19 protein-coding genes are annotated in these 23,289 nt (G+C 55.7%); 11 read left to right on the top strand and 8 right to left on the bottom strand.

Annotation, left to right across the window (positions count from 1 at the left end; translation table 11 throughout):
- The 9 genes from xrtA to E2H98_RS10550 are packed head-to-tail and all read left to right on the top strand — an operon-like array spanning nt 1 to nt 13,060.
- Entirely contained in the window at nt 1-1,467 is a 1,467-nt protein-coding gene (xrtA, locus tag E2H98_RS10510) for an exosortase A (protein ID WP_157591340.1), read from the top strand.
- Nucleotides 1,464-2,585, top strand: coding sequence for a TIGR03088 family PEP-CTERM/XrtA system glycosyltransferase (locus E2H98_RS10515; RefSeq protein ID WP_133589449.1), 1,122 nt, complete (start codon nt 1,464-1,466; stop codon nt 2,583-2,585). The genes xrtA and E2H98_RS10515 overlap by 4 nt, the downstream gene beginning before the upstream one ends.
- Nucleotides 2,586-4,490, top strand: coding sequence for an XrtA/PEP-CTERM system amidotransferase (locus tag E2H98_RS10520; protein ID WP_133589448.1), 1,905 nt, complete (start codon nt 2,586-2,588; stop codon nt 4,488-4,490).
- A complete protein-coding gene (locus E2H98_RS10525; protein WP_157591341.1) occupies nt 4,487-5,674 on the top strand; it encodes a TIGR03087 family PEP-CTERM/XrtA system glycosyltransferase in 1,188 nt (395 codons plus the stop codon). The genes E2H98_RS10520 and E2H98_RS10525 overlap by 4 nt, the downstream gene beginning before the upstream one ends.
- Nucleotides 5,674-8,001 (top strand): hypothetical protein, encoded by a 2,328-nt coding sequence (locus tag E2H98_RS10530; RefSeq protein ID WP_133589444.1) that lies wholly within the window; start codon nt 5,674-5,676, stop codon nt 7,999-8,001. The genes E2H98_RS10525 and E2H98_RS10530 overlap by 1 nt, the downstream gene beginning before the upstream one ends.
- 12 nt (nt 8,002-8,013) lie before the next feature.
- Nucleotides 8,014-9,246, top strand: a complete 1,233-nt coding sequence (locus E2H98_RS10535) for a TIGR04063 family PEP-CTERM/XrtA system glycosyltransferase (protein ID WP_133589442.1) — start codon at nt 8,014-8,016, stop codon at nt 9,244-9,246.
- Complete coding sequence (locus tag E2H98_RS10540; RefSeq protein WP_198325096.1) at nt 9,224-10,336, top strand: glycosyltransferase family 4 protein; 1,113 nt, start codon at nt 9,224-9,226, stop codon at nt 10,334-10,336. The genes E2H98_RS10535 and E2H98_RS10540 overlap by 23 nt, the downstream gene beginning before the upstream one ends.
- Nucleotides 10,329-11,720, top strand: coding sequence for a putative O-glycosylation ligase, exosortase A system-associated (locus E2H98_RS10545; RefSeq protein WP_133589440.1), 1,392 nt, complete (start codon nt 10,329-10,331; stop codon nt 11,718-11,720). The genes E2H98_RS10540 and E2H98_RS10545 overlap by 8 nt, the downstream gene beginning before the upstream one ends.
- Complete coding sequence (locus E2H98_RS10550; RefSeq protein WP_133589438.1) at nt 11,717-13,060, top strand: phenylacetate--CoA ligase family protein; 1,344 nt, start codon at nt 11,717-11,719, stop codon at nt 13,058-13,060. Before E2H98_RS10545 ends, E2H98_RS10550 begins: the two co-directional genes overlap by 4 nt.
- On the opposite strand, the gene E2H98_RS10555 is transcribed toward E2H98_RS10550, so the two are convergent.
- From E2H98_RS10555 to E2H98_RS10590, 8 genes are all read right to left on the bottom strand, one after another.
- Nucleotides 13,041-13,937, bottom strand: coding sequence for a substrate-binding periplasmic protein (locus tag E2H98_RS10555; RefSeq protein WP_133589436.1), 897 nt, complete (start codon nt 13,935-13,937; stop codon nt 13,041-13,043). The two genes, E2H98_RS10550 and E2H98_RS10555, sit on opposite strands and share 20 nt — an antisense overlap.
- Before the next feature lie 81 nt (nt 13,938-14,018).
- A complete protein-coding gene (locus E2H98_RS10560) occupies nt 14,019-15,485 on the bottom strand; it encodes a lipopolysaccharide biosynthesis protein (RefSeq protein ID WP_133589434.1) in 1,467 nt (488 codons plus the stop codon).
- The gene (locus tag E2H98_RS10565; protein WP_157591342.1) at nt 15,482-16,426 is read right to left on the bottom strand and encodes a polysaccharide deacetylase family protein; all 945 of its coding nucleotides are present in this window, start codon (nt 16,424-16,426) and stop codon (nt 15,482-15,484) included. The genes E2H98_RS10560 and E2H98_RS10565 overlap by 4 nt, the downstream gene beginning before the upstream one ends.
- The gene (locus E2H98_RS10570; RefSeq protein ID WP_157591343.1) at nt 16,423-17,628 is read right to left on the bottom strand and encodes a hypothetical protein; all 1,206 of its coding nucleotides are present in this window, start codon (nt 17,626-17,628) and stop codon (nt 16,423-16,425) included. Before E2H98_RS10570 ends, E2H98_RS10565 begins: the two co-directional genes overlap by 4 nt.
- Nucleotides 17,629-17,633: 5 nt before the next feature.
- A complete protein-coding gene (locus E2H98_RS10575; protein ID WP_157591344.1) occupies nt 17,634-18,692 on the bottom strand; it encodes a sugar-transfer associated ATP-grasp domain-containing protein in 1,059 nt (352 codons plus the stop codon).
- A gap of 23 nt (nt 18,693-18,715) precedes the next feature.
- Entirely contained in the window at nt 18,716-19,558 is an 843-nt protein-coding gene (locus tag E2H98_RS10580; protein WP_133589428.1) for a hydrolase 1, exosortase A system-associated, read from the bottom strand.
- Nucleotides 19,555-20,310 carry an alpha/beta hydrolase family protein gene (locus tag E2H98_RS10585; RefSeq protein ID WP_133589426.1) on the bottom strand — a complete coding sequence of 252 codons (756 nt, stop codon included), beginning with the start codon at nt 20,308-20,310 and terminating at the stop codon, nt 19,555-19,557. Before E2H98_RS10585 ends, E2H98_RS10580 begins: the two co-directional genes overlap by 4 nt.
- Nucleotides 20,311-20,339: 29 nt before the next feature.
- The gene (locus E2H98_RS10590) at nt 20,340-20,588 is read right to left on the bottom strand and encodes an acyl carrier protein (RefSeq protein ID WP_133589424.1); all 249 of its coding nucleotides are present in this window, start codon (nt 20,586-20,588) and stop codon (nt 20,340-20,342) included.
- 155 nt (nt 20,589-20,743) lie between these two features.
- Between E2H98_RS10590 and E2H98_RS10595 the strand changes: the two genes are divergently transcribed.
- Both E2H98_RS10595 and E2H98_RS10600 read left to right on the top strand, forming a co-directional pair.
- Nucleotides 20,744-21,397 carry a tetratricopeptide repeat protein gene (locus E2H98_RS10595; RefSeq protein WP_133589422.1) on the top strand — a complete coding sequence of 218 codons (654 nt, stop codon included), beginning with the start codon at nt 20,744-20,746 and terminating at the stop codon, nt 21,395-21,397.
- On the top strand, nt 21,394-23,166 hold the full coding sequence (locus E2H98_RS10600; RefSeq protein WP_133589420.1) for an asparagine synthetase B family protein: 1,773 nt from the start codon (nt 21,394-21,396) through the stop codon (nt 23,164-23,166). Before E2H98_RS10595 ends, E2H98_RS10600 begins: the two co-directional genes overlap by 4 nt.
- Nucleotides 23,167-23,289 lie beyond the last annotated feature (123 nt).

The following is a 23,289-nucleotide window of genomic DNA, read 5'->3' on the forward strand; positions in this document are numbered from 1 at the left end:
ATGATGAGCCGTAATCCACCGCCACTGACGCAGGTATTTCTGCGCCCGGCCTTGATCTGTGCGGGTTTGCTTTTGGCATTGATCGCCTTGCACTACGACGCGATGAAATCGATGGCGCAAATCTGGTGGAACGCCAAAACCTTTAATCATTGTCTGTTGATTCCCTTTATTTCCGGCTGGCTGATTTATCAAAACCGCAGTCAGTGGATGCAGCATGCTCCACAGTCGAGTTGGATCGGTTTTGCGTTGCTGTCCGTCGCGAGTTTCCTGATTGTCGTAGCCAGTCTGACCAAGGTGAACGCGGCGCTGCATTTTGCGCTGGTTACCGCAGTTATTGCGCTGTTGTGGATGGTTTTTGGCAATGCGTTTGCGCGACTCAATCACTTTGCCCTGTTGTATCTCTATTTTGCCGTACCGTTTGGCGAGTTCCTGGTGCCTGCCCTGCAGGATGTCACGGCCGAAATGGCGGTGGCGATGCTGCGTGCGATCGACATTCCAACCTTTACCGATGGTCGCCTAATCGAAATTCCGACCGGCAGCTTTCTGGTCGCCGAAGCATGCAGCGGCATCAGCTACTTGATTGCCGCGCTGGCACTCGGCACCTTGTTCGCGCATTTATATTATCAATCGATATGGCGCAAAGCGGCCTTTATCGGCTTGAGCATCGTTGTGCCGATTATCGCCAATGGCATACGCGCGTTCATGATTATCTACATCGCGTATAAAACCAATAACGAATACGCGGTCGGTATAGATCATCTGATTTACGGTTGGATCTTTTTCGGCGTCGTGATCCTGCTGATGTTCTTTATCGGCCAAATGTTTGCCGAGCCGGTCAGCAAAAGCGAAACAAGCGAACAGCTTCTGGTGCCGCTGACGCGTCATTCATTTTATCCGGTGGCCGGGCTTGGTTTGGCCATGTTGGTGGTCAGTTCCTTGTTGGCCGAACGTGAGAGTCAGGCACCGACTTTGCAGCCGGATTTGCAGGCATTTGCGGCGCCGATGCAGGAAATCAAACAGGATCTGCTTGGCGTCCGGTTTCGTGGCGCCGCATGGCAGCGTCAATGGCAGGACGGCGATTGGCAGTTTGTGCTGGGCTATTTTCCTCAGGAACAAGCTGGCAGTGAATTGATCAGCAGCGCTCATCAGTTGTACGACGATTCCTATTGGGACCTGATTGGCAATCCGGTTGTGCAGCTCAATCAACAAGCGGTTACCAGCTACCGTTTGCGCAATCATCATCAGCGAGCCATCGGCATGGTCAACCTGCCCTTGTTTGCCGATGGTCAGTTACGCAAAGGCTGGCAAGTGAAATGGCATCAGTTGCAAGCACAGCTGCTTGAGCGCGCATCACCGGCTTATCAGCTTGTGATCATTTATCCGCCGGAACAGGAAGCGCGATTGAATGAGCCGGCTTTGCAGCAGCGCTTGCAGCAATTGGCCGCGACACTGGAGCTGACGCCATGAGCCTGACGGTGATGCATGTGTTGCACCGGTTCGCGGTCGGCGGCCTGGAAAATGGCGTCGTCAATATCATCAATGGCTTGACCGATAGCGCAATTGATCACATCGTTGTCAGCCTTACCGATGTCGATCCGATATTCGCACGCCGACTGAAAAATCCCCGGGTGCAATTGATCGAACTGCACAAGCTGCCGGGCAAGGATCTGAAGATCTATTGGCGTATGTATCAGTTGCTGCGTCGCCACCGTCCCGATGTCATTCATACTCGCAATCTGTCGGCGCTCGATATGCTGATTCCGGCATTCTTCGCGCGGGTGCCGCTGCGCATTCACAGTGAACACGGCCGCGATCAGGATGATGCCGATGGCAACAACAAGAAGAATCAGCGGCTACGTCGTTTGTTGTTACCGTACGCGCACCGGATTGTTGCCTTGTCCGGCGAAATTGCTGGCTATCTTCGCGATAAAGTCGGTATCGATGCGGCACGTATTGAAACGCTTTGCAATGGTGTCGACTGTCAACGCTTTCATCCAGCGGAAAAATCCGCATCCACCGGCAATAGCCTGGAAGCCATCTATGTCGGTCGCTTTCAAACGGTAAAAAATCCGCAACTGATATTGAACGCGTTTGCCCAGGCCGTGGCCGCATCACCGGAAACGACCATGCGATTGACCATGGTCGGTGATGGCCCGCTGCTGAGCGAATGCCAGGACTGGGTCAGTGAACACCATCTGGCGCTGCAGGTGCATTTTGCTGGTGCCAGCGAGGCAGTGGATTTGCGCATGCGTGAAGCCGATGTGTTTTTGCTCGGCTCAAATGCCGAAGGTATTTCCAATACGATTCTCGAAGCGATGGCATCGGGCTTGCCGGTAATTGCTACCGATGTTGGCGGCAACCGGGAATTGGTTGCCGACGGCGAATCGGGGTTTTTGGTCGAAAAAGGTGATGCCGACAAAATGGCTGAGTATCTGTTGCGCTATGCCAAGCAGCCGGCATTGTTGCAACAGCATCGCCAGCAGGCGCGCGCCCGAGCCGAAAAGCTGTTCAGCCTGCAAGGTATGCTGGCTCGCTATCAACAATTGTATCTGGCGAATACTGACCTGATTGAGGAAGTAGCCTGAATGTGTGGCATTTCGGGGATTTTCACCCTACACAATAAAAAGCCGATCGATGAATCCTTGCTGAAAAAAATCACGGACATCATTGCTCATCGCGGCCCTGATGAAAGTGGCCTGTTTCGCGCTGATGGCGTTGGTCTTGGTCATCGCCGGTTATCGATTATCGATCTGGCCAGCGGCCAGCAACCGATGCTCAGTGAGGACAAAAAGATTGCGCTGGTGTTCAACGGCGAGATTTACAACTTCGTAGCCTTGCGTGATGAGCTGGCCAATCTCGGTCATCGTTTCCTGACCCATTCCGATACTGAAGTGCTGTTGCACGCCTGGATCGAATGGCAGGAAAAATGTGTCGAACGCCTGCGCGGCATGTTTGCGTTTGCCATTTACGATCAGCGTCGCGATGGCGTGTTCCTGGCGCGTGATCATCTCGGCAAGAAGCCGCTCTACTATGCTGAGCTCGACAACGACGATTTCGTGTTCGGCAGTGAGTTGAAAGTGCTGACCGCGCACCCGCGTCTGCAGCGCATCATGGATGCGCAAGCCATCGAGGAATATTTTGCCTACGGTTATGTGCCGGAACCGAAAAGCATTTATAAAAATGTCTACAAGCTGCCGCCGGCCAGCGCCATGTGGGTATCGCGCGCTGGCATCGAATCGATCCGTACGTTCTGGGATGTGTCATTCCAGGCGAGGCCAGCACTGGACCAAAAGCAGGCTGAGCAGGAACTGGTCGAGCGACTGCGCGAAGCAGTGAAAATTCGCTTGATGTCAGAAGTGCCTCTTGGCGCGTTCCTGTCCGGTGGTGTCGATTCTTCGTCCGTGGTGGCGATGATGGCGGGCCTCAGCGACAAGCCAGTCAACACCTGCGCGATCAGCTTTGGCGACCCGGCGTTCAACGAAACCGTTTATGCCCAGCAGATTGCTGACCGTTATAAGACCAATCATTTTGTCCGTGAAGTCGATCCAAATGACTTTTCTTTGATCGACAAGCTGGCGGAGGTTTATGACGAGCCTTACGCGGACAGTTCGGCATTGCCAACATACCGGGTCTGTCAGCTGGCACGCGAACGGGTAACGGTGGTGTTGAGCGGCGATGGTGGTGACGAGAATCTTGCCGGCTATCGGCGCTATCTATGGCATATGCGCGAGGAACGTATGCGGCAGACGCTGCCGCTCGGTTTGCGCAAAGCCATTTTCGGCACGCTCGGTAAAGTCTATCCAAAGCTCGATTTCGCGCCGCGCTTCTTGCGCGCCAAAGCAACCTTCCAAGGTTTAGCGCGCGAGAGCGTTGAAGCCTATTTTCACGCCGTCAGCATTTTTAAAGACGATATGCGGCCACAGCTGGCCAGCAACGAACTGAGAAAATTATTGGCTGGCTACCATGCTGGTGAAGTGATGCAGCGCCATGCCGCGAAGGCACCGACCGAACATCCAATGAGCCTGGTGCAGTACCTCGATTTCAAAACCTATTTGGTCGGTGACATTCTGACCAAGGTTGATCGCGCCAGCATGGCGCATGCGTTGGAAGTGCGCGTGCCTTTTCTTGATGCCGACTTTGTCGATTGGATGTCGGGTCTGCCACCGGAGTGGAAATTGAATGGCAGCGACGGCAAACATTTGCTGAAAAGCGCGATGAAATCGTATTTGCCGCACGATTTGATGTACCGGAAAAAAATGGGCTTTGCGGTGCCGCTCGCCAATTGGTTCCGCGGTCCGCTGAGGCAGACGCTGGAGCAGGAGCTGACGGCCGGTGAACTGCATGAGCTCGGTTTATTCAATCCGCGTTATATCCGTCACCTGCTTGAACAGCATTTTAGCGGCGTCCGTGATTATTCGGCACCGCTTTGGACCTTGAGCATGTTCGCCCGCTTCCTGCGTTACGCCAAACCAACGGGGGTGGCGGCGTGAAGGATTTGTTGCTGCTCTGTCATCGTCTGCCGTTTCCGCCGAACAAAGGCGACAAGATCCGTTCGTATCACCTGCTGAAATTTCTGGCCGAGCGTTGGCGTATTCATCTGGTCACGTTTATCGACGATGACAATGATGAGCAGTATCGCGATGCGCTGCGTGATATCTGCGCGTCGATTCATATTCAACGTATCAAGCCGACGGCAGCAAAGTTGCGAGCGCTCAGCGGCTTGTTGCTCGGCGGCACATTCACCGATGCGTTCTATCGTTTCGCTGCCGTGCAACGCGAAGTCAATCGCTTAATTGAACAGCATGATATTCGCCATGCCTTTTGTTACAGCACACCTATGGCGCAGTACTTGAACGCGCACGACGGTTTGCACCGCTTTATGGATTTCGTTGACATGGACTCCTACAAGTGGAAGCAGTATTCGCAATCGCATAAACCACCGATGTCATGGGTGTTCGCCACCGAGTTCCGCCGCTTGCTGACGCGCGAGAAAAGCATTGCTGAGCAGTACGACGCCTGCTGGTTCGTAACGCCGGAAGAACAAGCTCTGTTTGAGCGCGAAAGCGCGCGGCAATTTCAGCGCTTGGGTTTCTATCGCAATGGTGTTGATCAACAGTATTTTGATGCGACCGCGGCGTTCGACACGCCGTTCCCGGCAGAGCGTAAAGCCATCGTGTTCACCGGCGCCATGGATTACTACGCCAATGCCGACGCGGTGCAATGGTTTGCTGATCAAGTGTTGCCGGCGTTGCGTCAACAAAACCCGGCACTGCATTTCTATATTGTCGGCAGCAAACCGGCCGAACGGGTGCAGGCGTTGGCGAAACGTGAAGGTATCACGGTAACCGGACGGGTGCCGGATGTGCGGCCGTATCTGCAACACGCCGCGTTGGCCGTCGCGCCTATGCGCATCGCGCGTGGTTTGCAGAATAAAGTGCTTGAAGGACTGAGCATGGGCAAAGCCGTGGTCAGTACGCCGGAAGCTCTGGAAGGATTGCAGCGCGACCCATTGCTCGACGAGCTGAGCGCGGGTTCGCGTGCCGATTACATCGGGCGCTGCCAACATTTTCTGCAGACGCCAGTGCCGGTCGAGCGCTGCTTGCGTTACATCCGTGCCCACTATGATTGGCACGGCAACCTGCAGCCCTTGCAGGCGCAAATGGAGTCGGCCTGATGGCGCGTTGGACACGGGCTGCGCTGGCGTTATTGCTCGTCGGTGCGCTCTGCCACTGCCAATCGGACGATGCCGCCGACGTGTCGGCGCCGCTGCCACGTGCCAACACAGTCACTCCACCACCACCGGCTTTGATTGACGCCAGACCAAGGCTGTTATTGCCGGAACTGCAAGGAAAAAGCCCGGCGCAATTTGAAGCACTTTTTGCGAAACAATATCCACGCGATGAAAGCGATGCCACCAGCCGGTTTCGTGGCTGCAATGATGAAGCGCTGTTCAGCCAGATGAGTTGTTATGTGCAAACCGGCAGCCCGGAAGCACGACAACAGATGCGCGGCGTCGCCGAGCGTTTCAAGTTAATCAAGGCGGAAGATGCAGCCGTGACCACCAACGGTTGGCGTTTGGCGCTGCTGTTTGATTTGCTGATGATCGAAGGCTTGCCGGCCGGCGAACAACAGATGATCGAAGCCAAGCTACGCGAAGCATTGCAGCAGACGCTGTCCGTGCTGAACGCCGATTCAGCGACGCTGTTTCATCATCGTGCGACGCTGGCGGCGCATGCCTTCGTTATCGCCGCGTCATTAGGCCAGCACAATGAGCAGGACAAATCCCTGTTCATGGAAGCCTGGCAGCATTTTGCCGATTTGAGTCAGGCGGTAAAACTCACCGAAGCCTGGCCTGAAGGTTACAACTACTGGATTCAAAACCGCGCGTTTGCGTTCGTGTTGGCGGCTAGCGTTTATCAAAATGCCGTGACTGAAGCGACCCGCGATCAGGCGCTAATCGACGGCTATTGTCAGCAAATGCGTTGGCCGTTCTATGCCTTGCGTCCGGATGGACAAATTGAACCGCAATCCGATGAAGGTTCACGGGTGGATCTCAATGAAGAAACCCGACCGGTGATCGATATGGCCGTGCGACTTTGCGACGACCCGGCATTGGCGCGCTTGTCGCGTTATCTTGCCATCAACAAACGCACGCACGGCTATTACTACGATTACAAATGGATCGTGCCGTTTGCTCGCACACCAAAGCAACCGCTGCCGGAAAAAGCCGAGCCAGATCTGCGCTGGTTGTGGCAAGGTGAACCGAATGCCAAATTGTTTGGCGCCGGCGTCATGAATCAACTGTACTACCATGACCTCAGTGCCGAGGAGCCGGTGTTCCTGAGCGCTCGCGCTGGCGATTCGCTGAGCCATCACGGCAACTATGATGCCGGTCATTTCTCGCTGTTTTATCACGCGCCATTGTTCGTCAATGCCTCACGCTACGGTTCGATTTTTTCCGATAATCGTTTGTATTTCTCTTTGCGCACGGTGGCGAAAAATTCGTTGCTGGTGCTGCGTCCGGATGAGCGGGTAAAGCCGAATCACTTGTTCAAGCACGTGGTCGCCGATGGCGGTCAGCGCATCACCCAGCCGACCGGCGCGGCTGTAACCAGTGTTAGTCATTGGCAATCGTTGCGAACTACTGGACCGCATCTGGCCGGTGGTGAGGTAAAAGCTTACGCCTACCAGCCAGCGCAGTTCCTGTTGCTGCAGGCGGATTTGACCAAGGCCTATAACAGCACCTGGTATGACGAGAACAATGAAGGCGGTAAGGTCAGTCGTGTGCAGCGCTGGCTGGTTTACTGGCCGCAAGAAAAACGGTTGTTGATTGCTGACGATATTCATAAAACCAACGCCGATTATGTCGCCAAATCGCTGTTCCACACCGTGCACAAGCCGGTATTCAGCGAAGGTATTGTCCGTGCCGGCACCCAGCAGGACGGCATCATCGTCACTGAGCATTCGACGTTCGGCATCAGCAATGGCCGTGGCCGGGCGCTGTTGAATGTGTTGGCGCCCGGTGCGGTGAAAGCGCATATTGTTGGCGGCGAGTTCTATCGTTTTTATGTCGAGGCAGATGGCGACGACAGTGACCTGGACGGCATGCTGGTCAATCGCCCGTCCCAGGATCAGCCCTGGCTCGATAATCCGGCCTGGCGCATCGAAATTCAGGAAGCCTTGCCGAAAATGCACAATCTGCATTTGCTCGACATCGCGCTGGCCAGCGATCAATTTCCGGCCAGCAAGGCAACATTGGTAGCCAACGACGAACAGCAATGGATTGTCGATGGCACGCAGTGCCGCTGGCATCATTTCCTGATCGCGCCGAAAGCCGAGACCCCGTTACCGCTTGGTCAACAAGCTTGTGTACTCTATACCGGTCTGCCTGCCGGCAAAACGTTTACGATAGCCGGTCAGCAGAATCTGAACAGCGACCAGCAAGGCGTGCTGTTCTGGTCGGCGCAAGCTGCCGGCAACAACACGGACCGCGTTCATTAATGGATCGATACGATGCGCATTCTTCATGTTTTTGATCATTCTTTGCCGCTGCATTCCGGCTACACGTTTCGCTCGCGCTCGATCCTGAAAGCCCAGCACGAGCGCGGTTGGCAAACCGAGCATGTTACCGGTGGCAAGCATCCGGCTAGCGGTGAAGAAGAAGAGGCCGATGGTCTGCGTTTTTACCGCACACCACACACCGGTTTACTGAGCAAACTGCCGGTGTTGAATCAATGGCATATCGTCCGCCAACTGCGACGCCGTTTGCGCACACTGGTACGCATTCACCAACCGGATGTCATTCATGCGCACTCGCCCTGTCTGAATGGTTTGGCGGCAGCCAGTGTCGCCAAGGAAATGGGCATACGTTTTGTTTATGAAGTGCGGGCGTTCTGGGAAGATGCGGCCGTCGACCATGGCACGACCAAAGAAGGCTCGCTGCGTTATCGCATCACGCGTGCATTGGAAACCAAGGTATTCCGGCAAGCGGATGCCGTCACCTGCATTTGCGAAGGATTGAAAAACGACATCATTGCTCGCGGTATTCCGGCGGAAAAAATCACCGTGATTCCCAATGCCGTCGATATCGAAAAGTTTGATGTTATCGAGCAAAAAAAATCGACGCTATTGCAGCGTTTCGGTTTGCAGGATTGCACCGTGCTCGGTTTTCTCGGCTCGTTCTATGCCTATGAAGGACTCGACTTGCTGCTCGATGCGATGGCCAAGTTGAAAGCCTCTCAACCAAACTTGCGTTTGTTACTGGTCGGCGGCGGACCGCAAGAGCAAGCGCTAAAAGCACAAGCCAAGCAGTTGGGGCTGGAACAGCAGGTGATTTTTGTCGGTCGGGTTCCGCATGCTGAAGTCGGCGATTACTACAGCCTGGTCGATGTGCTGGTTTACCCGCGTCACAAAATGCGCCTGACGGATTTGGTGACACCTTTGAAACCTCTGGAAGCGATGGCGCAGAAAAAGCTGGTACTCGCTTCCGATGTCGGCGGTCATCATGAATTGATTCGCGATGGCGACAACGGTTATCTGTTTGCTGCCGACAACGTCAACGCCTTGGTCGACAAAATCCAGCAAGTGCTGGCGGAGCGCGAACATTGGCCAGCGATACTTGATGCCGGTCGCCACTACGTTTTGCATGAGCGCAACTGGGCCAATTCCGTTGCCCGTTATCAGGCCGTTTACTTTGGCCAATCACCGCTGCAGGTTACCGGCGATGTCGACCGTGTCCATGGATGATTTGAGCGCCCAGCGCCTGGTCATTGCCGGCCCAATCCCGCCACCGATGGGCGGTATGGCGCTGCAAACCCAGCAGCTGCTGCGTTGCCTGATGAATGAAGGATTGTCGGTGGTGTTGGTGCCATGCAATCCGGAGTTGCGACCGGCTTTTCTCAATCGCATTCCGGTGCTGCGCGCGCTGCTGAAACTGTTTGCTTATCGTCGCCATTTGCATCGAGCTCTGCGTGATGCCGATCTGGTTCATGTCATGGCCAATAGCGGTTGGTCCTGGTATTTGTTCGCGGTGCCGGCCATTCATATCGCCGACAAATATGGCTGCGCCGTGATCGTCAACTACCGTGGTGGTTTGGCCGAATCCTTTCTGGCCAAGGCCATCAAGCGCGTGCGCTACAGCATGCACCGGGTTGATCAGTTGATCGTGCCGACGGCGTTTTTACAAGGCGTGTTTGCCCGTTATCGCTGGCCGGCGGAAATCATTCCGAATATTCTCGATGAACGCCAGTTCAAACCGATCGAACAAGTAAACCCGCAACTGGTGATTACCGTAACGCGTAATCTTGAGGCGCTGTACGACAATGCCAGCGCCATACGCGCATTGGCGGAAGTGAAAAAGCAGGTGCCGGATGCGCAGTTAATTCTTTGCGGTGAAGGGCCGGAACGGGAACGATTGGCGGCATTGGCGGCAGAACTCGATGTGCTGCCAAGTGTTCGTTTTGCCGGTCGTTTACCGCGTCCGGAATTATTGGCGGTGCTGGCGGCCACCCGTGTGCTGCTCAACCCCAGTCGCGCGGATAACAGTCCGAACTCACTGATTGAGGCGATGGCCTCGGGCATTCCGATCGTCAGCACCAATGTTGGCGGTATTCCGGTGCTTTGCCAACATCAAGAGCATGCGCTATTGGTCGAGGCCGGGGATCACAAGGCGATGGCTGAGGCGATTTTGCAGCTGCATCATGGTGAGGATTTGCGCCAGCAGCTAATCGATAACGGCCATAAGAAGGCCCGTGAATTCTTTTGGTCATCGGTGCGACAGCGCTTGTATCGGGTTTACCAAACGGCGTTAACGCAACGGAAACAACGCCATGCGTGATTATTTCTTTCTACTGCTGATTGCCAGTGGTTTGCCGGTCATTCTGTTCCGGCCGTTCTTCGGCTTGTTGATGTGGTGTTGGGTCGCCTACATGCTGCCGCATAAACTCGGTTGGGGCATGATCGCGCACTGGCCAATTGCAGCGGCCGTTGGGGCCCTGGCCTTGCTGGCATGGCTATTCAGCAAAGAGCCGAAAAAAATTCCGATCAATGCCATCGTTGTCGTTTATTTCACGATGATGCTCTGGTGGGTCGCTTCCTATTTCATCAATGAAAGAACGCCGTACGCGATACAGCAGTTCGACAAAGTCATGAAGATCCAGTTGTTCACGGTGTTGACGATGATCATGGTCAACAGCAAACAACGACTGAATGCCCTGGTCGCGGTAATCAGCTTGTCGATCGCTTTCTTCGGTGTCAAAGGCGGTATTTTCACGTTGCTGAGTGGCGGTGGCGATCGGGTCTGGGGGCCACCGAGCGGCTTCTTCGAAGGCAATAACGAACTCGGCTTGACGCTGCTGACCATTCTGCCGCTGCTGCGTTATTTGCAAACTGAAGCGAATCAGGTTTGGCAGAAGCATGCGCTGACCGCCAGCATGTTGCTGTGCTTTATCGCGGCGCTCGGCACCCATTCGCGTGGCGCACTCGTGGCTGCGGCCGCGATGTCGGTGTTCTTCTGGTGGCGCAGCGATAAAAAATTGCCGATTGCGGTGGTCGGTTTGGTGTTGATTCCGTTTCTGTATTTCTTTATGCCTAGCGAATGGCATGAACGGATGGCGACGATCAAAGTCGAGAAAACCGAATCGGCATTATTGCGGCCGATCAACACCAGTACTTGGTGCGGCAAAATGACCGCGATTGTGCAAAGCCATGACCCTTCCGCCGGTGGTCGTATCAATGCCTGGTGTTACGCGTTCAATCGCGCCCAGGATGAGGTGTTCGGCGGCGGCTTTGATGCTTTTAATCCGAAAGATTTTCATCGCTGGGCGCCGGACGCCTACGACTTTCATGATGCCCACAGTATCTATTTCAAAATTCTTGGCGAGCATGGCTTTATTGGGTTTGGCTTGTTCATGACTTTGCTGCTGATGGCGTTTTTCAAAGCCGGCAGCCTGCGCAAAAAAGCACGTCTCCGTAACGAAACCTGGGCGTTCAATTTTGCCAGCATGTTGCAAGTATCGATGGTGTCGTTTGGCACCGGCGGTTTGTTCCTGGGCCTTTGCTACTTCGATTTGCTCTATCACCTGATCGCGATGGTTGTGGTGCTCGATGTACTGATGCGACAACCGGTTACCGTTTCCGCGACGGTCGAAAGCAAACCGGAAGAGCCCGCCAGACCACGCTTTGCCAATAGCCTGACCACCAGCCGGGAAACGCCGCGATGACTGCGCTCTACACTCGATTCTGTCGCTCAGTGTTGTTTCCATTGCATGAGCGCTTGAAGTCGCACAGCAGTGTCGCGCAGCGCCGCGCCTTGGAGCAAAGCCAGTGGTTCAATGCAGAAACGTTGCAGGCGATGCAGCTGCAGAATCTGCGCCGTTTTGCTGCGACCATAGCCGCCAATGTGCCGTGGTATCAGCGCCTGTTCAGTGAACATCATATTGAGCCGGCAAGCATGACGCTGGACGATCTGCAGCGCTTGCCACGCCTGGATAAACCAACGTTACGAGCCAATACCGAGGCGTTCAAATCGCGCGTTGCCAACAAGCTTGCCCGCTTCAATACCGGTGGTTCATCCGGACAACCGCTGATTTTTTTCCTCGGTGAACGGGTCAGCCACGATGTTGCCGCAAAATGGCGGGCGACGCGCTGGTGGGGCGTCGATATCGGCGATAAGGAGCTGGTGCTATGGGGTTCGCCGATCGAGGTGGGCACGCAAGATCGGATCAAGAATCTGCGTGACAAGTTTCTGCGCACGCAATTATTCCCGGCGTTCGATCTGGGCGAATCAGGCATCAAGCAGTTTATCAAAAGCTATCGAGCATTCCGGCCAGCGCATTTGTTTGGCTACCCCAGTGCCTTGGCGCGGGTGGCAGCTTACGCCAAACAGCATCATGTCGATTTGAAGCAGAATGAATTGAAAGTGGTGTTCGTCACGGCCGAGCGTTTGTACGAAGAACAACGAGCGTTGATTCGAGAGCAATTCGGCGCATCGGTCGCCAACGGTTATGGCGCTCGTGACGCTGGCTTCATTGCTCACGAATGTCCGGAAGGTGGCATGCATGTTTCCGCCGAGGACATCATTGTCGAAATCTTGCGTGAAGACAGTACTCCCTGCCGCCCCGGTGAAAGCGGTGAGATCACCATCACCCATTTACGCACCAGCGATTTTCCGTTTGTCCGTTACCGCACCGGCGATGTCGCGGCCTTGAGCACACAAGCTTGCCGCTGCGGACGTGGTCTGCCGATGCTGGAGCGCATTGAAGGGCGCAGCACCGATTTTGTTTTTGCCCAGGACGGCACCGCCATGCATGGTTTGGCGCTGATTTATGTGGTGCGTGATATTGCCGGCGTACATAGCTTCCGAATTATCCAGCACAGTGTCGATGAGCTGGAAGTGATGTTGGTTACCACGGAATGGGATGCGGTGCGTGATCAACAAGTGATCGACGGTATGCGGGCACGCCTTGGTCAATCGGTCAGCGTCAAACTGAATCACTGCGCGCATATTCCAACCGAAGCGAACGGCAAGTTTCGCTACATCATCAGTCATGTGCGGATGTAGCCGGCGCTTGAAACCATAATTCAGCGCGCTGCAACGGGGTTGCCTCCGGCAACTCCGGATTATTCAAGCGAAAAATTCGGCGCTGCTCCAGTTGCGCTTTTGTGATCCAGGGTCGCTGATACTGCCAGAACAAATGCTCGAAGCGCCCATCGCGAATCGCTTGTTCCAAGCCTTGTTCAATCATCTTTGCCAGCGCGACATTTTGTTTGTTGACGAAGAAATAAAACGCTGTCGGATACACCAGCGCAAACGATTGCTCAACGGCCAAATTCATATGGCGTTGATTATCCAGCTCGCCCCAAATCTCAACAATCGAGCGTGGAAAAAAATCAATACGACCGGCATGCAGCATCTTGAACAATGAGTGGTAATTGGTGGCACTGGTGACCTGAAAGCCGTGATGCATCAGTATCGCGGTATCAGGCCAGTCGTGTCCTTGGCCGAGCTGCAGGGCTTTCAGTTGCGCAAGGTCTTGCATGGCGCTGAACTCCGCTTGCCGTTCCGTTTTGATCAACGCAATGCGCCAGCCAATCAGGCCTTTGTAAATCGGAATCCGCACCGGCAGAAATTGCTGTTCACGTTCGCGATTGGTCATCGTCCACATGACATCGATTTGCTGATTGGCAAGTTGCCGTAACGCACGGCTTTGAGGCATCGGGTGCGGACTGGGTTGCAAAACCACGTTGCGGTTTGGTTGTTGAAGACTTAGCGCCAGCAGCTTCAGTGGGTAGTCGGCGCGTTTGTCGTCGGCCGATTCCGGGCGCGGATAGCGAATGACCAATGTGTTCGCATTGGCGATGGCCGAAAACGACAACAAGCCGAGCAGACTGCTCAGCAACCATGCCAGACACCAACGCGAAAACGGCCACCGCTGCATTTGCCTCGACGCTTCCTCTAACGGCACCGGTCGATGTTGCCGGTAACAATCAGTGTAGTGGTTGTCAGCAGTGTTGCGGGCTTAACGCGCCAAGCGTGTCTGCAACCAGCCAAGCGCCAGCTTCTCCAAGCCATCGGGTTTACCGGCCCAGCGCCAGCTGAGCAGTAAGGTCGTGAGATAGACCGGGCCGCCCAATACCGCCGCCAGCAACAAGTGCAATAACGCGTCGACGACGCTGGCATCCTCCGCCAGCGCCGGCAGCCATTGCCAGAGCACCAATGCCATCAGGCTAACGGCCAGCAACGGCCGCCAGAGTTGCTGGAAGTAGCGCCGATAGGGCAGCTCCAGTGCGCGCAGCACCATGAAGTTATCCCATTGCGTGGTGATCAACACCGAAGCCAGCACCGCCCAGACGACACCCCCAACGCCAAGCCAGGTCAAAGCCAGATAGAAGAACGTTGCCCGATAACCAACCAGAAACAATGAACGGAAAAACAGGCCGCGAATTTTGCCCAGCGCCAATAGCAGTGGCACGGCACTGGCAGCCGACAGCACGACGATCTGCGCGATGGCGAGACCCTGTACCAATGGCGTCGCATCAAGCCATTGCTCACCCAGTAACACCCGCACAACGCTGCGGGCACAGAACGCCATGCCGACCGCCAGTGGCATCGCCAACGCGAGCAAGCCGCCGAGTGCATTCAAATAGGCGGCGCGCAAACGAGCCTTGTCATGCAGCATTGAGCTGAAGCCCGGATACAGCGCACGGGTGACCGGCCAGACGATTTCCTGGGTCGGCAGCATCGCCAGCATCTGGGCATTGCTGTAAAAGCCTACCGAAGTCAGGTTGCTGAAGCGGGCGATCAGGAAATGGTCGACCCGGTAAGCCATCCGGTTGACGAAGTTGTAGGCGACGGCCCAACCGGAAAAGCCCCAGAGTTCGCGCCAGTGTTGCAGGCAAAATCGTGGCCGAAAGGGGTGCAATACATAACTAAGCGCTACGCCGCTGAACCGGCCAACCGCCATACCAGCGACCAAAGCCCAGACGGTCGGTGAAACAAGCGCCCAGATCAACGCGGTACCGACTTCCAGCACCTTGCGCCAGAACTCCAGATGGAATTCCTGACTGAAACTCAGTTGCCGGCGCCACTGCACCATGCCGATGTTTTGCAAGCCATCGAAAAAGAAACAGAGCGCGATCACTTGCAGCACGGCGGTGGCCCGCTCCACTTGCGCAAATTCGGCCAACAGCGGCGCACTCAAACCGAGCGCCAGCGCAATGACACTGTTGCCGATAACGTTCAGCGTCCAGGCCGTGTGGTAATGCTCGTCGGTCAGTTCCGTCGTGCGAATCAGCGCGAAATCGAAATTGAATTCCGCCAGCACTTCAAACAGGATGGAAAAACTCAAGGCCAGCGCCAGCAAACCGAATTCGGAAGGCTCCAATAAGCGCGCCAGAATCACCGTGCTGAACACGCTGAGCAAGCGCACGGTCCAGCGCTTGGCAATCAAGATCAACGAGCCTTTGGCGATCTTGTTGCGACTCACGATGCCTGGCCCCGCAGGCGCTGTTTCAGTCGGCGTAACAGCGTCTTCAAACCGGATAATTCTGCAAGGAATTCTGCCTCGGAAATGTCGTCGGCATCGAGCAGCCGCTTCAATGCCAGCGGTTCATCGCCGGCGCAAACCAGACCCAACTCGGTGGTGGTCGCACTGCGGATGCCGGCCTCGCGTAACGCGGCAAATTGTTCACGCCGATATTCACCACTCGGGTAACAGAAATGATTCAATACTTTGTCACCGATGATGCCGTGCAGAAAGTCGCGATTATCGTTCAACTCTTTTTGCAGCAAGGCATCTTGCTCCGGCACCCGATGTCGATGGGTATGCAATTGGATATCGCAGCCTTGATCATGCAACCGCTTAGTCGTTCCGGCGGTGATTAAATGAAACAGCTTTTCATTGGTTTGTTCGTTGTGCAGCGATAAACCGGCTTTGGTTGCCGCTTGTTGTAGCGCCGTCCAGTCGGCTGTATCGTCACCGGTGCTGTCTGGTAACGAGACACCATGCCAACGCAGATAGCGGCGCACGACATTCAGCACTGGCAATTGATGCTCGACACACCATGTGGTCAAGTACAGTGTGCAAGGGAGCTTTCGCGCCTGCAGTTCCGGCCAGGCTTTCTCGGCAAAGCCGGTCCAGCCATCATCGACGGTAATCACCAGGCAATTGTTCAGTGAGCGTTGTTGCTCCAGTCGTTGTGTCAGTTCTTCCAGCGAGATAATCGAAAAGCCTTGTTCGCTCAACAATTGCAAACGGCGGCGGAAGGTTTCGATGCGCATAAACAGCGGCGCTGAAAACCGGTGTTCATCACGATAACTGAAGCCGTGATAACAGAGAATGCGCGCTTCGTTGCGCGTTAGTGCACGCGCCAAGGCATTGATGCCGAGCCAGCGCGTTAACTGCCAGAAAACCTGCTTGCCGCTCATGCCGGTTTTCCGAGCCGGGTGAAAAACGTTTTCCAGGCGCGCCAATACAAACCTCGATCGCCTTTGAACCATAAATCCGATTTCACCCGCGGATCGATCGCCAGCCAGCACCATTCGATACAAGCGCGCAGCTTTTTGCCGGCACTGACATTACCGTCACGCAGCAGTGACATCAGATAACCGATATCGGCAGGCACCGTGTAACGAGCAGCAAATCCAACCGGTCCTGGTGACAGATCTTCATGAATGGTTTTGCCGAAAAACGCATCGATCTGCCAGCGCGGAAAATCCTTGCCAGCCAACAGATCCAGATTCAGTGCATTCCAGTAACGGGCATTCAACTCCAGAAACCAGAATCGTTGCGAGGCGGCATCCCAGCGGTACTCGACCATCGCCACACCGTTCCAGTCGAGCACTTCCAGACGCCGTTCAGCATCGCGGCAAATGGCTTCATGCCACCAGAATTTTCGATAGGCGGTCAGGCCGCCGGTATGCGGGTTTTCATGCATCGCGACGCACATCGATCGGGCGCGGATTTTGCCTTGATGACGCCAGAGATTAACGGTGGCTTTGACGCCCGGTACGTGTTCCTGCAGCAGACATTGCCGGTGCGTGTCGAGTGCGCCGCTGACCGCCTGTTGCAGTTCAGCTTGCGCCGCGATTTTTTGCACACCACCCGAGGCATTATCGTCGGCGTCACGGGCATCGGTTTTCAACCACAGCGGCCATTGCCAGGATTGAAAGTCGGAGGCGGAAATTGAATCATTACGCGCCATCACCGCCGCTTTTGGCACTTGTTGTTTCAGCGCCTCATCGCCATGTTCGGCACACCAGCTTTCCACTTCGGTTTTCGCAAAGCAGCGATATAAGCTGGTGGCATCCGGGGCATCGGGCAGCAGCGCGCGAAACTCATCAAAGGCCTCGCGAATGGCAATCAGAAAGCCTTCTGATGGCACGATGCAACGAATATCTTGTTCGCGAATATAGCGTCGCAGCCACGGCAGAAAATCATCATGTTCATAGCTCGGGTGAGTAACGCTGACGGTGGCAAACTGTGAGTGCAATCCCGGTGCCTCCGGGTCGCGCGCCGCCGCATGCACGCGATAGCCTGCGCGGCCGAGCGAGCGAATGACGCCGATCATGCCGATCGCCTGCGCTTCGACCACCAATACATTTTCTGTGGTGTTTGTTGTCATCGTCATGGCCATCACTGCGGACGGGGCGAGTGTAACATGCGTTCGAACATGTCCTTGTGCGGCATATCGAGATGGGTGGCACCGCGCCGATCCGGATTGACGTTCAATTCGATAATCATCGGTCCGTGTTCGCCAATGGCGATATCAAGCCCGGCAAAACGCATATGCGGAAACGCGCAAACAGCCTTGATACTGGCTTCGATCACTTGCGGCCAAAACGGAATCGCGACACCGAGCATTTCAGCACCGGTATCCGGATGATGGCTGAAGCTCTCACCGGTTTTGATCTGGCGCACTTCCAGCAGCTTGCCGCTGTCGCGATCAATCGGGCACATCAGCCCGCCCATCGAGGTGTTGTCGACTTGCGTGCCGCGTCGGCCAACGCGCAAAAACGCGCCGAAGGTTTCGAAGCGACCATCGATTTCACCGAGCCACAGTCGAACGGTGTTGACCGAGTCCGGGTTGAATGAGGCCAGCAACGGGTGTTGCTGTAAATAATGTTCAACCAGCGTGCCTTCGTGGTCCTGCCATAGCGGCGCCAGAAATTCGCTGAGCGAGAAAACCTTGGCGCTGATCGGATGCTGCAAGACGATTTGACCATCTTGTTCGATGACATTCAGCGCACGAAAACTCATGCCACCAAAGCCTTCAACGCCTTTGAAGCACAGGCGCTTGCCCAAGTGCTGGCGAAAAAAGGCGTCGGCCTGCTGGTTGTTGCATAGCGGCGCATGATCGGCTCGGTAACCGCGCATGGAATGAATGAAGCCGGCAAAGCTTGGTGTTGGCACGCCGGCAAAAGTCAGGACCGCTTTTTCCAGCAACTTGTGTTGTGAGGTTTTCTGATAGAGCGGGGCATTGACGGCATCGATAAAGGCTTCCCATTCGCGATCATCGCAATGCCGCCATTTGTCACGAAAGGAAATCGAGCGGCGAAAAAAACGCGCGGCGAAATAATAATTCGGGCCTTGTCGGCGCAGCAGATACAGCGTGATGATCTCCAGCCATTGCCGCCAGCGCGGTAAATGGCCGGCGCGGGCTTTCTCGCCACTTTTTTGCCACAAACTTGTCAACTGCGCCAATGCCATGTGTGTGCCTAGTTTTGTTCTGTTTCTGCGATAAAGCGCCGGCAAATCGCGCTGACCTCGTCGCGCCATTGGCGACGGGAAAAGGTATGATTGGCCTCGGGTAAACGGTGGGTTTGTACCGTATTTTTCTGCAACAAACCTTGCCAGCGTTTGTCATCAGCGGCGACAGTGACAAACTCCTGTGCCACCAGATCATCGCCAGACAATATCAGCGCGATGTTGCCGCCAAACGCTCGCCAGGCCGACGCCATGCGTCCGGACAAATTGCCCTCTTGAGCACTGCTTTGCCGGGTTTGCTTGACGCTGTCGCTAACGCCTTTGGCGGCCGCGAATACCTTGACGCCACCGCCGAATAGCTTGCGCCAGAAATCTTTCGAACGTAAGCGCTGCCAGTAATAATGTTTCAGCACCACTTTCGCTTTCGCCTTGGTTTCCGGCAGCCAGGGATTCAGCAGCATCAGCACCGAAACGCGCGGGTCGTTCGGCGCGTAGGTCAACGCCGCCGACGCGGCATCGCAGAGGCCCCAGAGAATGACGTTTTGCACCGCCGGTTGGTGCGCAATCAGCGCGTCCACGGCGGCGCGAATATCGGCATCCACCTGCTCGAAGTTACGCGGTTCACCATCGGCATCGCCCATGCCACGATAATCGAAACGCAGCACCGGTATGCCAGCGGCGGCCAAATCGCGCGCCAACAGCACAAACTGGCGATGGCTGCCGACCCGATACTGCGGTCCGCCAACCACGATCACGACACCGCTGCGTGCTGAAGCCTCGCCCGGATGCAGAATGGCCGGCAGCGCCTGACCATCGCAGTCGATAAAGAACGCCTGTTCCGGGAGCTGACTCATGCGCGCACTGCCTCCAGCACACGCGCCGGCAGTTCTGGCAGCGTGCCGATTTCGGAGGCCTGCCAAAACGCCTCTCCGGCGATGGCCTGCCAGCCAGCGTTGATGGTCTGGCAGAAACTGGCGATCGCCGGCGTTGGCGCCTCGAACGCACCCAGTTCGATGATTTGTCTTCTGCCCAGGTGCGGGCGTTGGCGCAAATCAACAGCCATCAGCTCTTGATACAGCATCGGGGAATTGAAATAGCCGGACAGCTCCAAGCCGTCGCTCTGCCAGCGCTCGCTCAACGAGGCCTGGGTGTCGTTACCACCAGCCAAACGGCTGGCAAACAGTTTCTGGCGTAGCCACTGGGTGACCAGGGTTTTACCATCGAGTATCGGAAAGCACAGAGTCAAGGCGCCGGTAAAGTCTTCCGGCACGGTCACGCAGCCGGCACGCAGGCTGAGCAGATGGGGCGTTTCGGTGTAGCGTTCGGCGAGCCAAGCCAGGCTGCTGCGGACATTTTGCTGCCATAGGCTCAATGTGGCGTCCTGCCAATCGCCGGCGCTGTCGCCGGTGCCGTAATAGTCGACCAGCAGCACGCCATGGCCGGCCGTTTGCAGCGCATCGGCAATCAGCTTCATTTGTCGGCGGGATTTGTTCAGCTCTTCCTGCAGCGGCGGCAATAATAGTACAGGTGTACGAGCTGCATCACCGACCCAATGCATCGCGCACAGCGGGCCAGTGGAACAGGGGAGGAAGAAGAATTCGCGCATCCTTGCACTACTTTAAGCGTTGGCGACGCTTAACCGGTCTTTTGTTCGACGAAGCGGGTCAGCGAACCCACCGTTTCAAAGGTCTCGGCCGAGATTTCGTCATCGGCGATGCTGATGCCAAACACTTCTTCGAGGCGGGTGATCACGCCGAGCACGGCCATTGAGTCGAACTCCGGAATGGCGCCGAGCAGGGCGGCATCGCCATCCAGCGATTGGGCGCGATTGCCCAGTGACAGGACTTCGGCCAGTACGGTTTTGACCTGTGCGTCTACAGTCATGATGACTCCTTCAAACAGCCAATGCGAACGCGCCCGCCAGCCGTCTCGTCCAGTGAGGGGCCGCCAGGGGGGCGACAGAATACCGGCATTAACACTTGCCCCGCAATGCGCAAGCTTGATAATTTGTGCCCCTCTGCGTGGATTACAGATAGAACATGGACCGTTTACCAGCCCTTCTTTACCGTTTGTTGACCATCACCAGCCTGATGCTGGGCGGTGTGGTCATGGCCAATAACCTGCCACCCGATTGCGGTGAGCTGGAGAATCATTACGGCCCCTACGACTACACCAACTCCGATCATTTCCATAACAAGTTGCCGGTCGTCGAACAGTTTCACTTCAACAAGGAACAAGAGCTGTCGACGTTTGACCCGACCTCGAAGCGCTCGGTCGACTTCGGCTACACACTGCGCGCCTTTCCCAATCACCACCGGGCCTTGATGGCGTTGGCCCGCTACGTCAAATTCCATCCGAATCGGGAATGGAAAGGCTTGCGCCCCGAATGCTATTTCCTGCGCGCCATCGCCTTCCGGCCCAATGATGCCGTCGCTCATATGATCTACGGCTTCTTCTTGCAGCAGCACAACAAAACCGACGCCGCCGAAGCCTCGTTCAAAAATGCCGTGCGCATCAGCCCTGATTACGCCGAGGCCCATTACAACCTTGGCTTGCTGTATACCGACCAAAAACGCTGGGACGAAGCCCGTACCCATGCACAAAAAGCCTATGCGCTGAACTATCCGCTGCCCGGATTGCGCAAAAAGCTGACCGAAGCCGGGCAGTGGCAGGCCAAAGGCGAAGCACCATGATTCAGTTGTTAGGTCAAGCCGGCACCAACGCGGCCCGGCTCGATACCGCTTGTGTAAACGGCGCGCAAACCGTCACTCAGCAAGGCTTTCTGAACCTGGCCCAAAACAAAGCGAAAAGCCACGCCGAAGGCGGCTGGCAGGTCATGTTATGGGGCGATTTGCGTTGGCAGGACAAGCCTCAGCTTGAGCCGCTGCCAGAACTGATGCGACGCTTTCGGGCGCAAGGTAGTGCCGCGCTCGATAAAGCGCTTGGGCATTTTCGCTTGCTGATTAGCGATGCCGAGAGTCGGCAGTTGTGGCTGGCAAACGATCGCACCGGTATTCAGCCGCTGTATTACAGCCAGATCGATGGCGACCTGAGTTTCGCCAGTCATTTGCGACCGCTGATCAAGGCGCTGCCACGCACGGCACGCATCAACCCGCAAGCGATTTACAACTACCTGTATTTCCATATGATCCCGAGCCCGGATACCGTCTACCAGGATTGCTACAAACTGGAGCCGGGTCATGTGTTGCATTGGCAGGACGGCAAGCTCAGCAAACAGAATTACTACGTGCCGGCGTTTCGTCATCACGGCCAGAAAACCGCCGAAACCGCCAAACGCCGATTGCTGCCGATCTTGGAAGCAGCAGTCAGTCGTCAGGCGATCAACGGTCATACCGGCGCGTTTTTGAGCGGTGGATTGGACAGCTCCACGGTTGCCGGTGTGCTCGCCAAAGTCAGTTCGAAAGCACCACCGACATTCAATATCGCGTTCGATCAAGAGCGCTACGATGAAAGCCCCTGGGCGCGTTTGAGCGCCGCGCATTTTCACACCCGTCACCACGAATACCGTTTGCAACCGGATGAAGCGCTGGCAATGCTGCCGACCATTGCTCAGTATGGTGACGAGCCCTTCGGTAATTCTTCGGCGTTGCCAACCTATTTCTGCGCGAAAGTCGCCCGCGAACAAGGCATTCCGCTATTGCTCGCTGGCGATGGTGGCGACGAGTTATTCGCCGGTAACACGCGTTACGCCAAACAAAAATTATTCGAGCCGTATGTGCGTTTACCGGATGGCATCAAATCGCTTAGCGAAACGCTGTTGAATATCGATAGCGATGCGCGTTGGCCAGGGCCATTCGGCAAACTGCAAAGCTATATTCGTCAGGCCAATGTGCCACTGCCGGATCGTTTACAGAGCTATAACTTTTTGCACTTGAATTCACCGGAGAAGGTGTTCAGTCGAGAGCTGCTCAGCGCCGTCGATCAGGACTACCCGTTGCACATCTGGCGCCAGCGTTACCACGAAGCCAAAGCCGATCACCCGGTCGATGCGATGCTCTACCTCGACTGGAAATTCACGTTAGCGGATAACGATCTGGTGAAAGTGCGCAGCATGTGCGAACTCGCCGGCATTGACGTCGCTTTTCCGATGCTCGACGACGAGCTGATCCAGCTCTCGCTACAAGTTACCGCCAACGACAAACTACCAGGGCAAAAACTGCGCGCCTTCTACAAAGACGCCGTTAAAGGGTTTCTACCTGATGCGACGCTAAATAAAAGCAAGCATGGATTCGGCCTGCCGTTCGGCATGTGGCTGAAAGAACACGCCGGCCTGCGCGATCTCGTCCACGCCAAACTCGGCGCACTACAACAACGCGAATGGCTGTCACCTGCGTTTGTCCAGGATGCCATGCGCCAACACGAACAAGGCCACGCCAGCTTCTATGGTGAGCTGGTGTGGTTGATGCTGGTGCTGGAGTTGTGGTTGGAAGCGCACGGATAACTTACGGTCGCCATTCAACTGTCAAGATTTGTGAAGACGCGATTAGTCGAAGGTGCGATTGTGGGAATGTTGTTTCGGTTCAGCATTTCGCTACAACAAGTGCGACCCACGATGGATCCCGCT

This window comes from Permianibacter aggregans, from assembly GCF_009756665.1.
Lineage (GTDB): Bacteria > Pseudomonadota > Gammaproteobacteria > Enterobacterales > Permianibacteraceae > Permianibacter > Permianibacter aggregans.

Excerpts from the sequence above, each read along its gene's own strand:
- E2H98_RS10590 (WP_133589424.1), bottom strand. The coding sequence starts at position 20,588 with ATGACTGTAGACGCACAGGTCAAAACCGTACTGGCCGAAGTCCTGTCA.
- E2H98_RS10550 (WP_133589438.1), top strand. The coding sequence starts at position 11,717 with ATGACTGCGCTCTACACTCGATTCTGTCGCTCAGTGTTGTTTCCATTG.
- xrtA (WP_157591340.1), top strand. The coding sequence starts at position 1 with ATGATGAGCCGTAATCCACCGCCACTGACGCAGGTATTTCTGCGCCCG.
- E2H98_RS10520 (WP_133589448.1), top strand. The coding sequence starts at position 2,586 with ATGTGTGGCATTTCGGGGATTTTCACCCTACACAATAAAAAGCCGATC.
- E2H98_RS10565 (WP_157591342.1), bottom strand. The coding sequence starts at position 16,426 with ATGAGCGGCAAGCAGGTTTTCTGGCAGTTAACGCGCTGGCTCGGCATC.
- E2H98_RS10530 (WP_133589444.1), top strand. The coding sequence starts at position 5,674 with ATGGCGCGTTGGACACGGGCTGCGCTGGCGTTATTGCTCGTCGGTGCG.
- E2H98_RS10515 (WP_133589449.1), top strand. The coding sequence starts at position 1,464 with ATGAGCCTGACGGTGATGCATGTGTTGCACCGGTTCGCGGTCGGCGGC.
- E2H98_RS10555 (WP_133589436.1), bottom strand. The coding sequence starts at position 13,937 with ATGCAGCGGTGGCCGTTTTCGCGTTGGTGTCTGGCATGGTTGCTGAGC.
- E2H98_RS10580 (WP_133589428.1), bottom strand. The coding sequence starts at position 19,558 with ATGAGTCAGCTCCCGGAACAGGCGTTCTTTATCGACTGCGATGGTCAG.
- E2H98_RS10600 (WP_133589420.1), top strand. The coding sequence starts at position 21,394 with ATGATTCAGTTGTTAGGTCAAGCCGGCACCAACGCGGCCCGGCTCGAT.
- E2H98_RS10545 (WP_133589440.1), top strand. The coding sequence starts at position 10,329 with ATGCGTGATTATTTCTTTCTACTGCTGATTGCCAGTGGTTTGCCGGTC.
- E2H98_RS10535 (WP_133589442.1), top strand. The coding sequence starts at position 8,014 with ATGCGCATTCTTCATGTTTTTGATCATTCTTTGCCGCTGCATTCCGGC.
- E2H98_RS10585 (WP_133589426.1), bottom strand. The coding sequence starts at position 20,310 with ATGCGCGAATTCTTCTTCCTCCCCTGTTCCACTGGCCCGCTGTGCGCG.
- E2H98_RS10540 (WP_198325096.1), top strand. The coding sequence starts at position 9,224 with ATGTCGACCGTGTCCATGGATGATTTGAGCGCCCAGCGCCTGGTCATT.
- E2H98_RS10595 (WP_133589422.1), top strand. The coding sequence starts at position 20,744 with ATGGACCGTTTACCAGCCCTTCTTTACCGTTTGTTGACCATCACCAGC.
- E2H98_RS10570 (WP_157591343.1), bottom strand. The coding sequence starts at position 17,628 with ATGACGATGACAACAAACACCACAGAAAATGTATTGGTGGTCGAAGCG.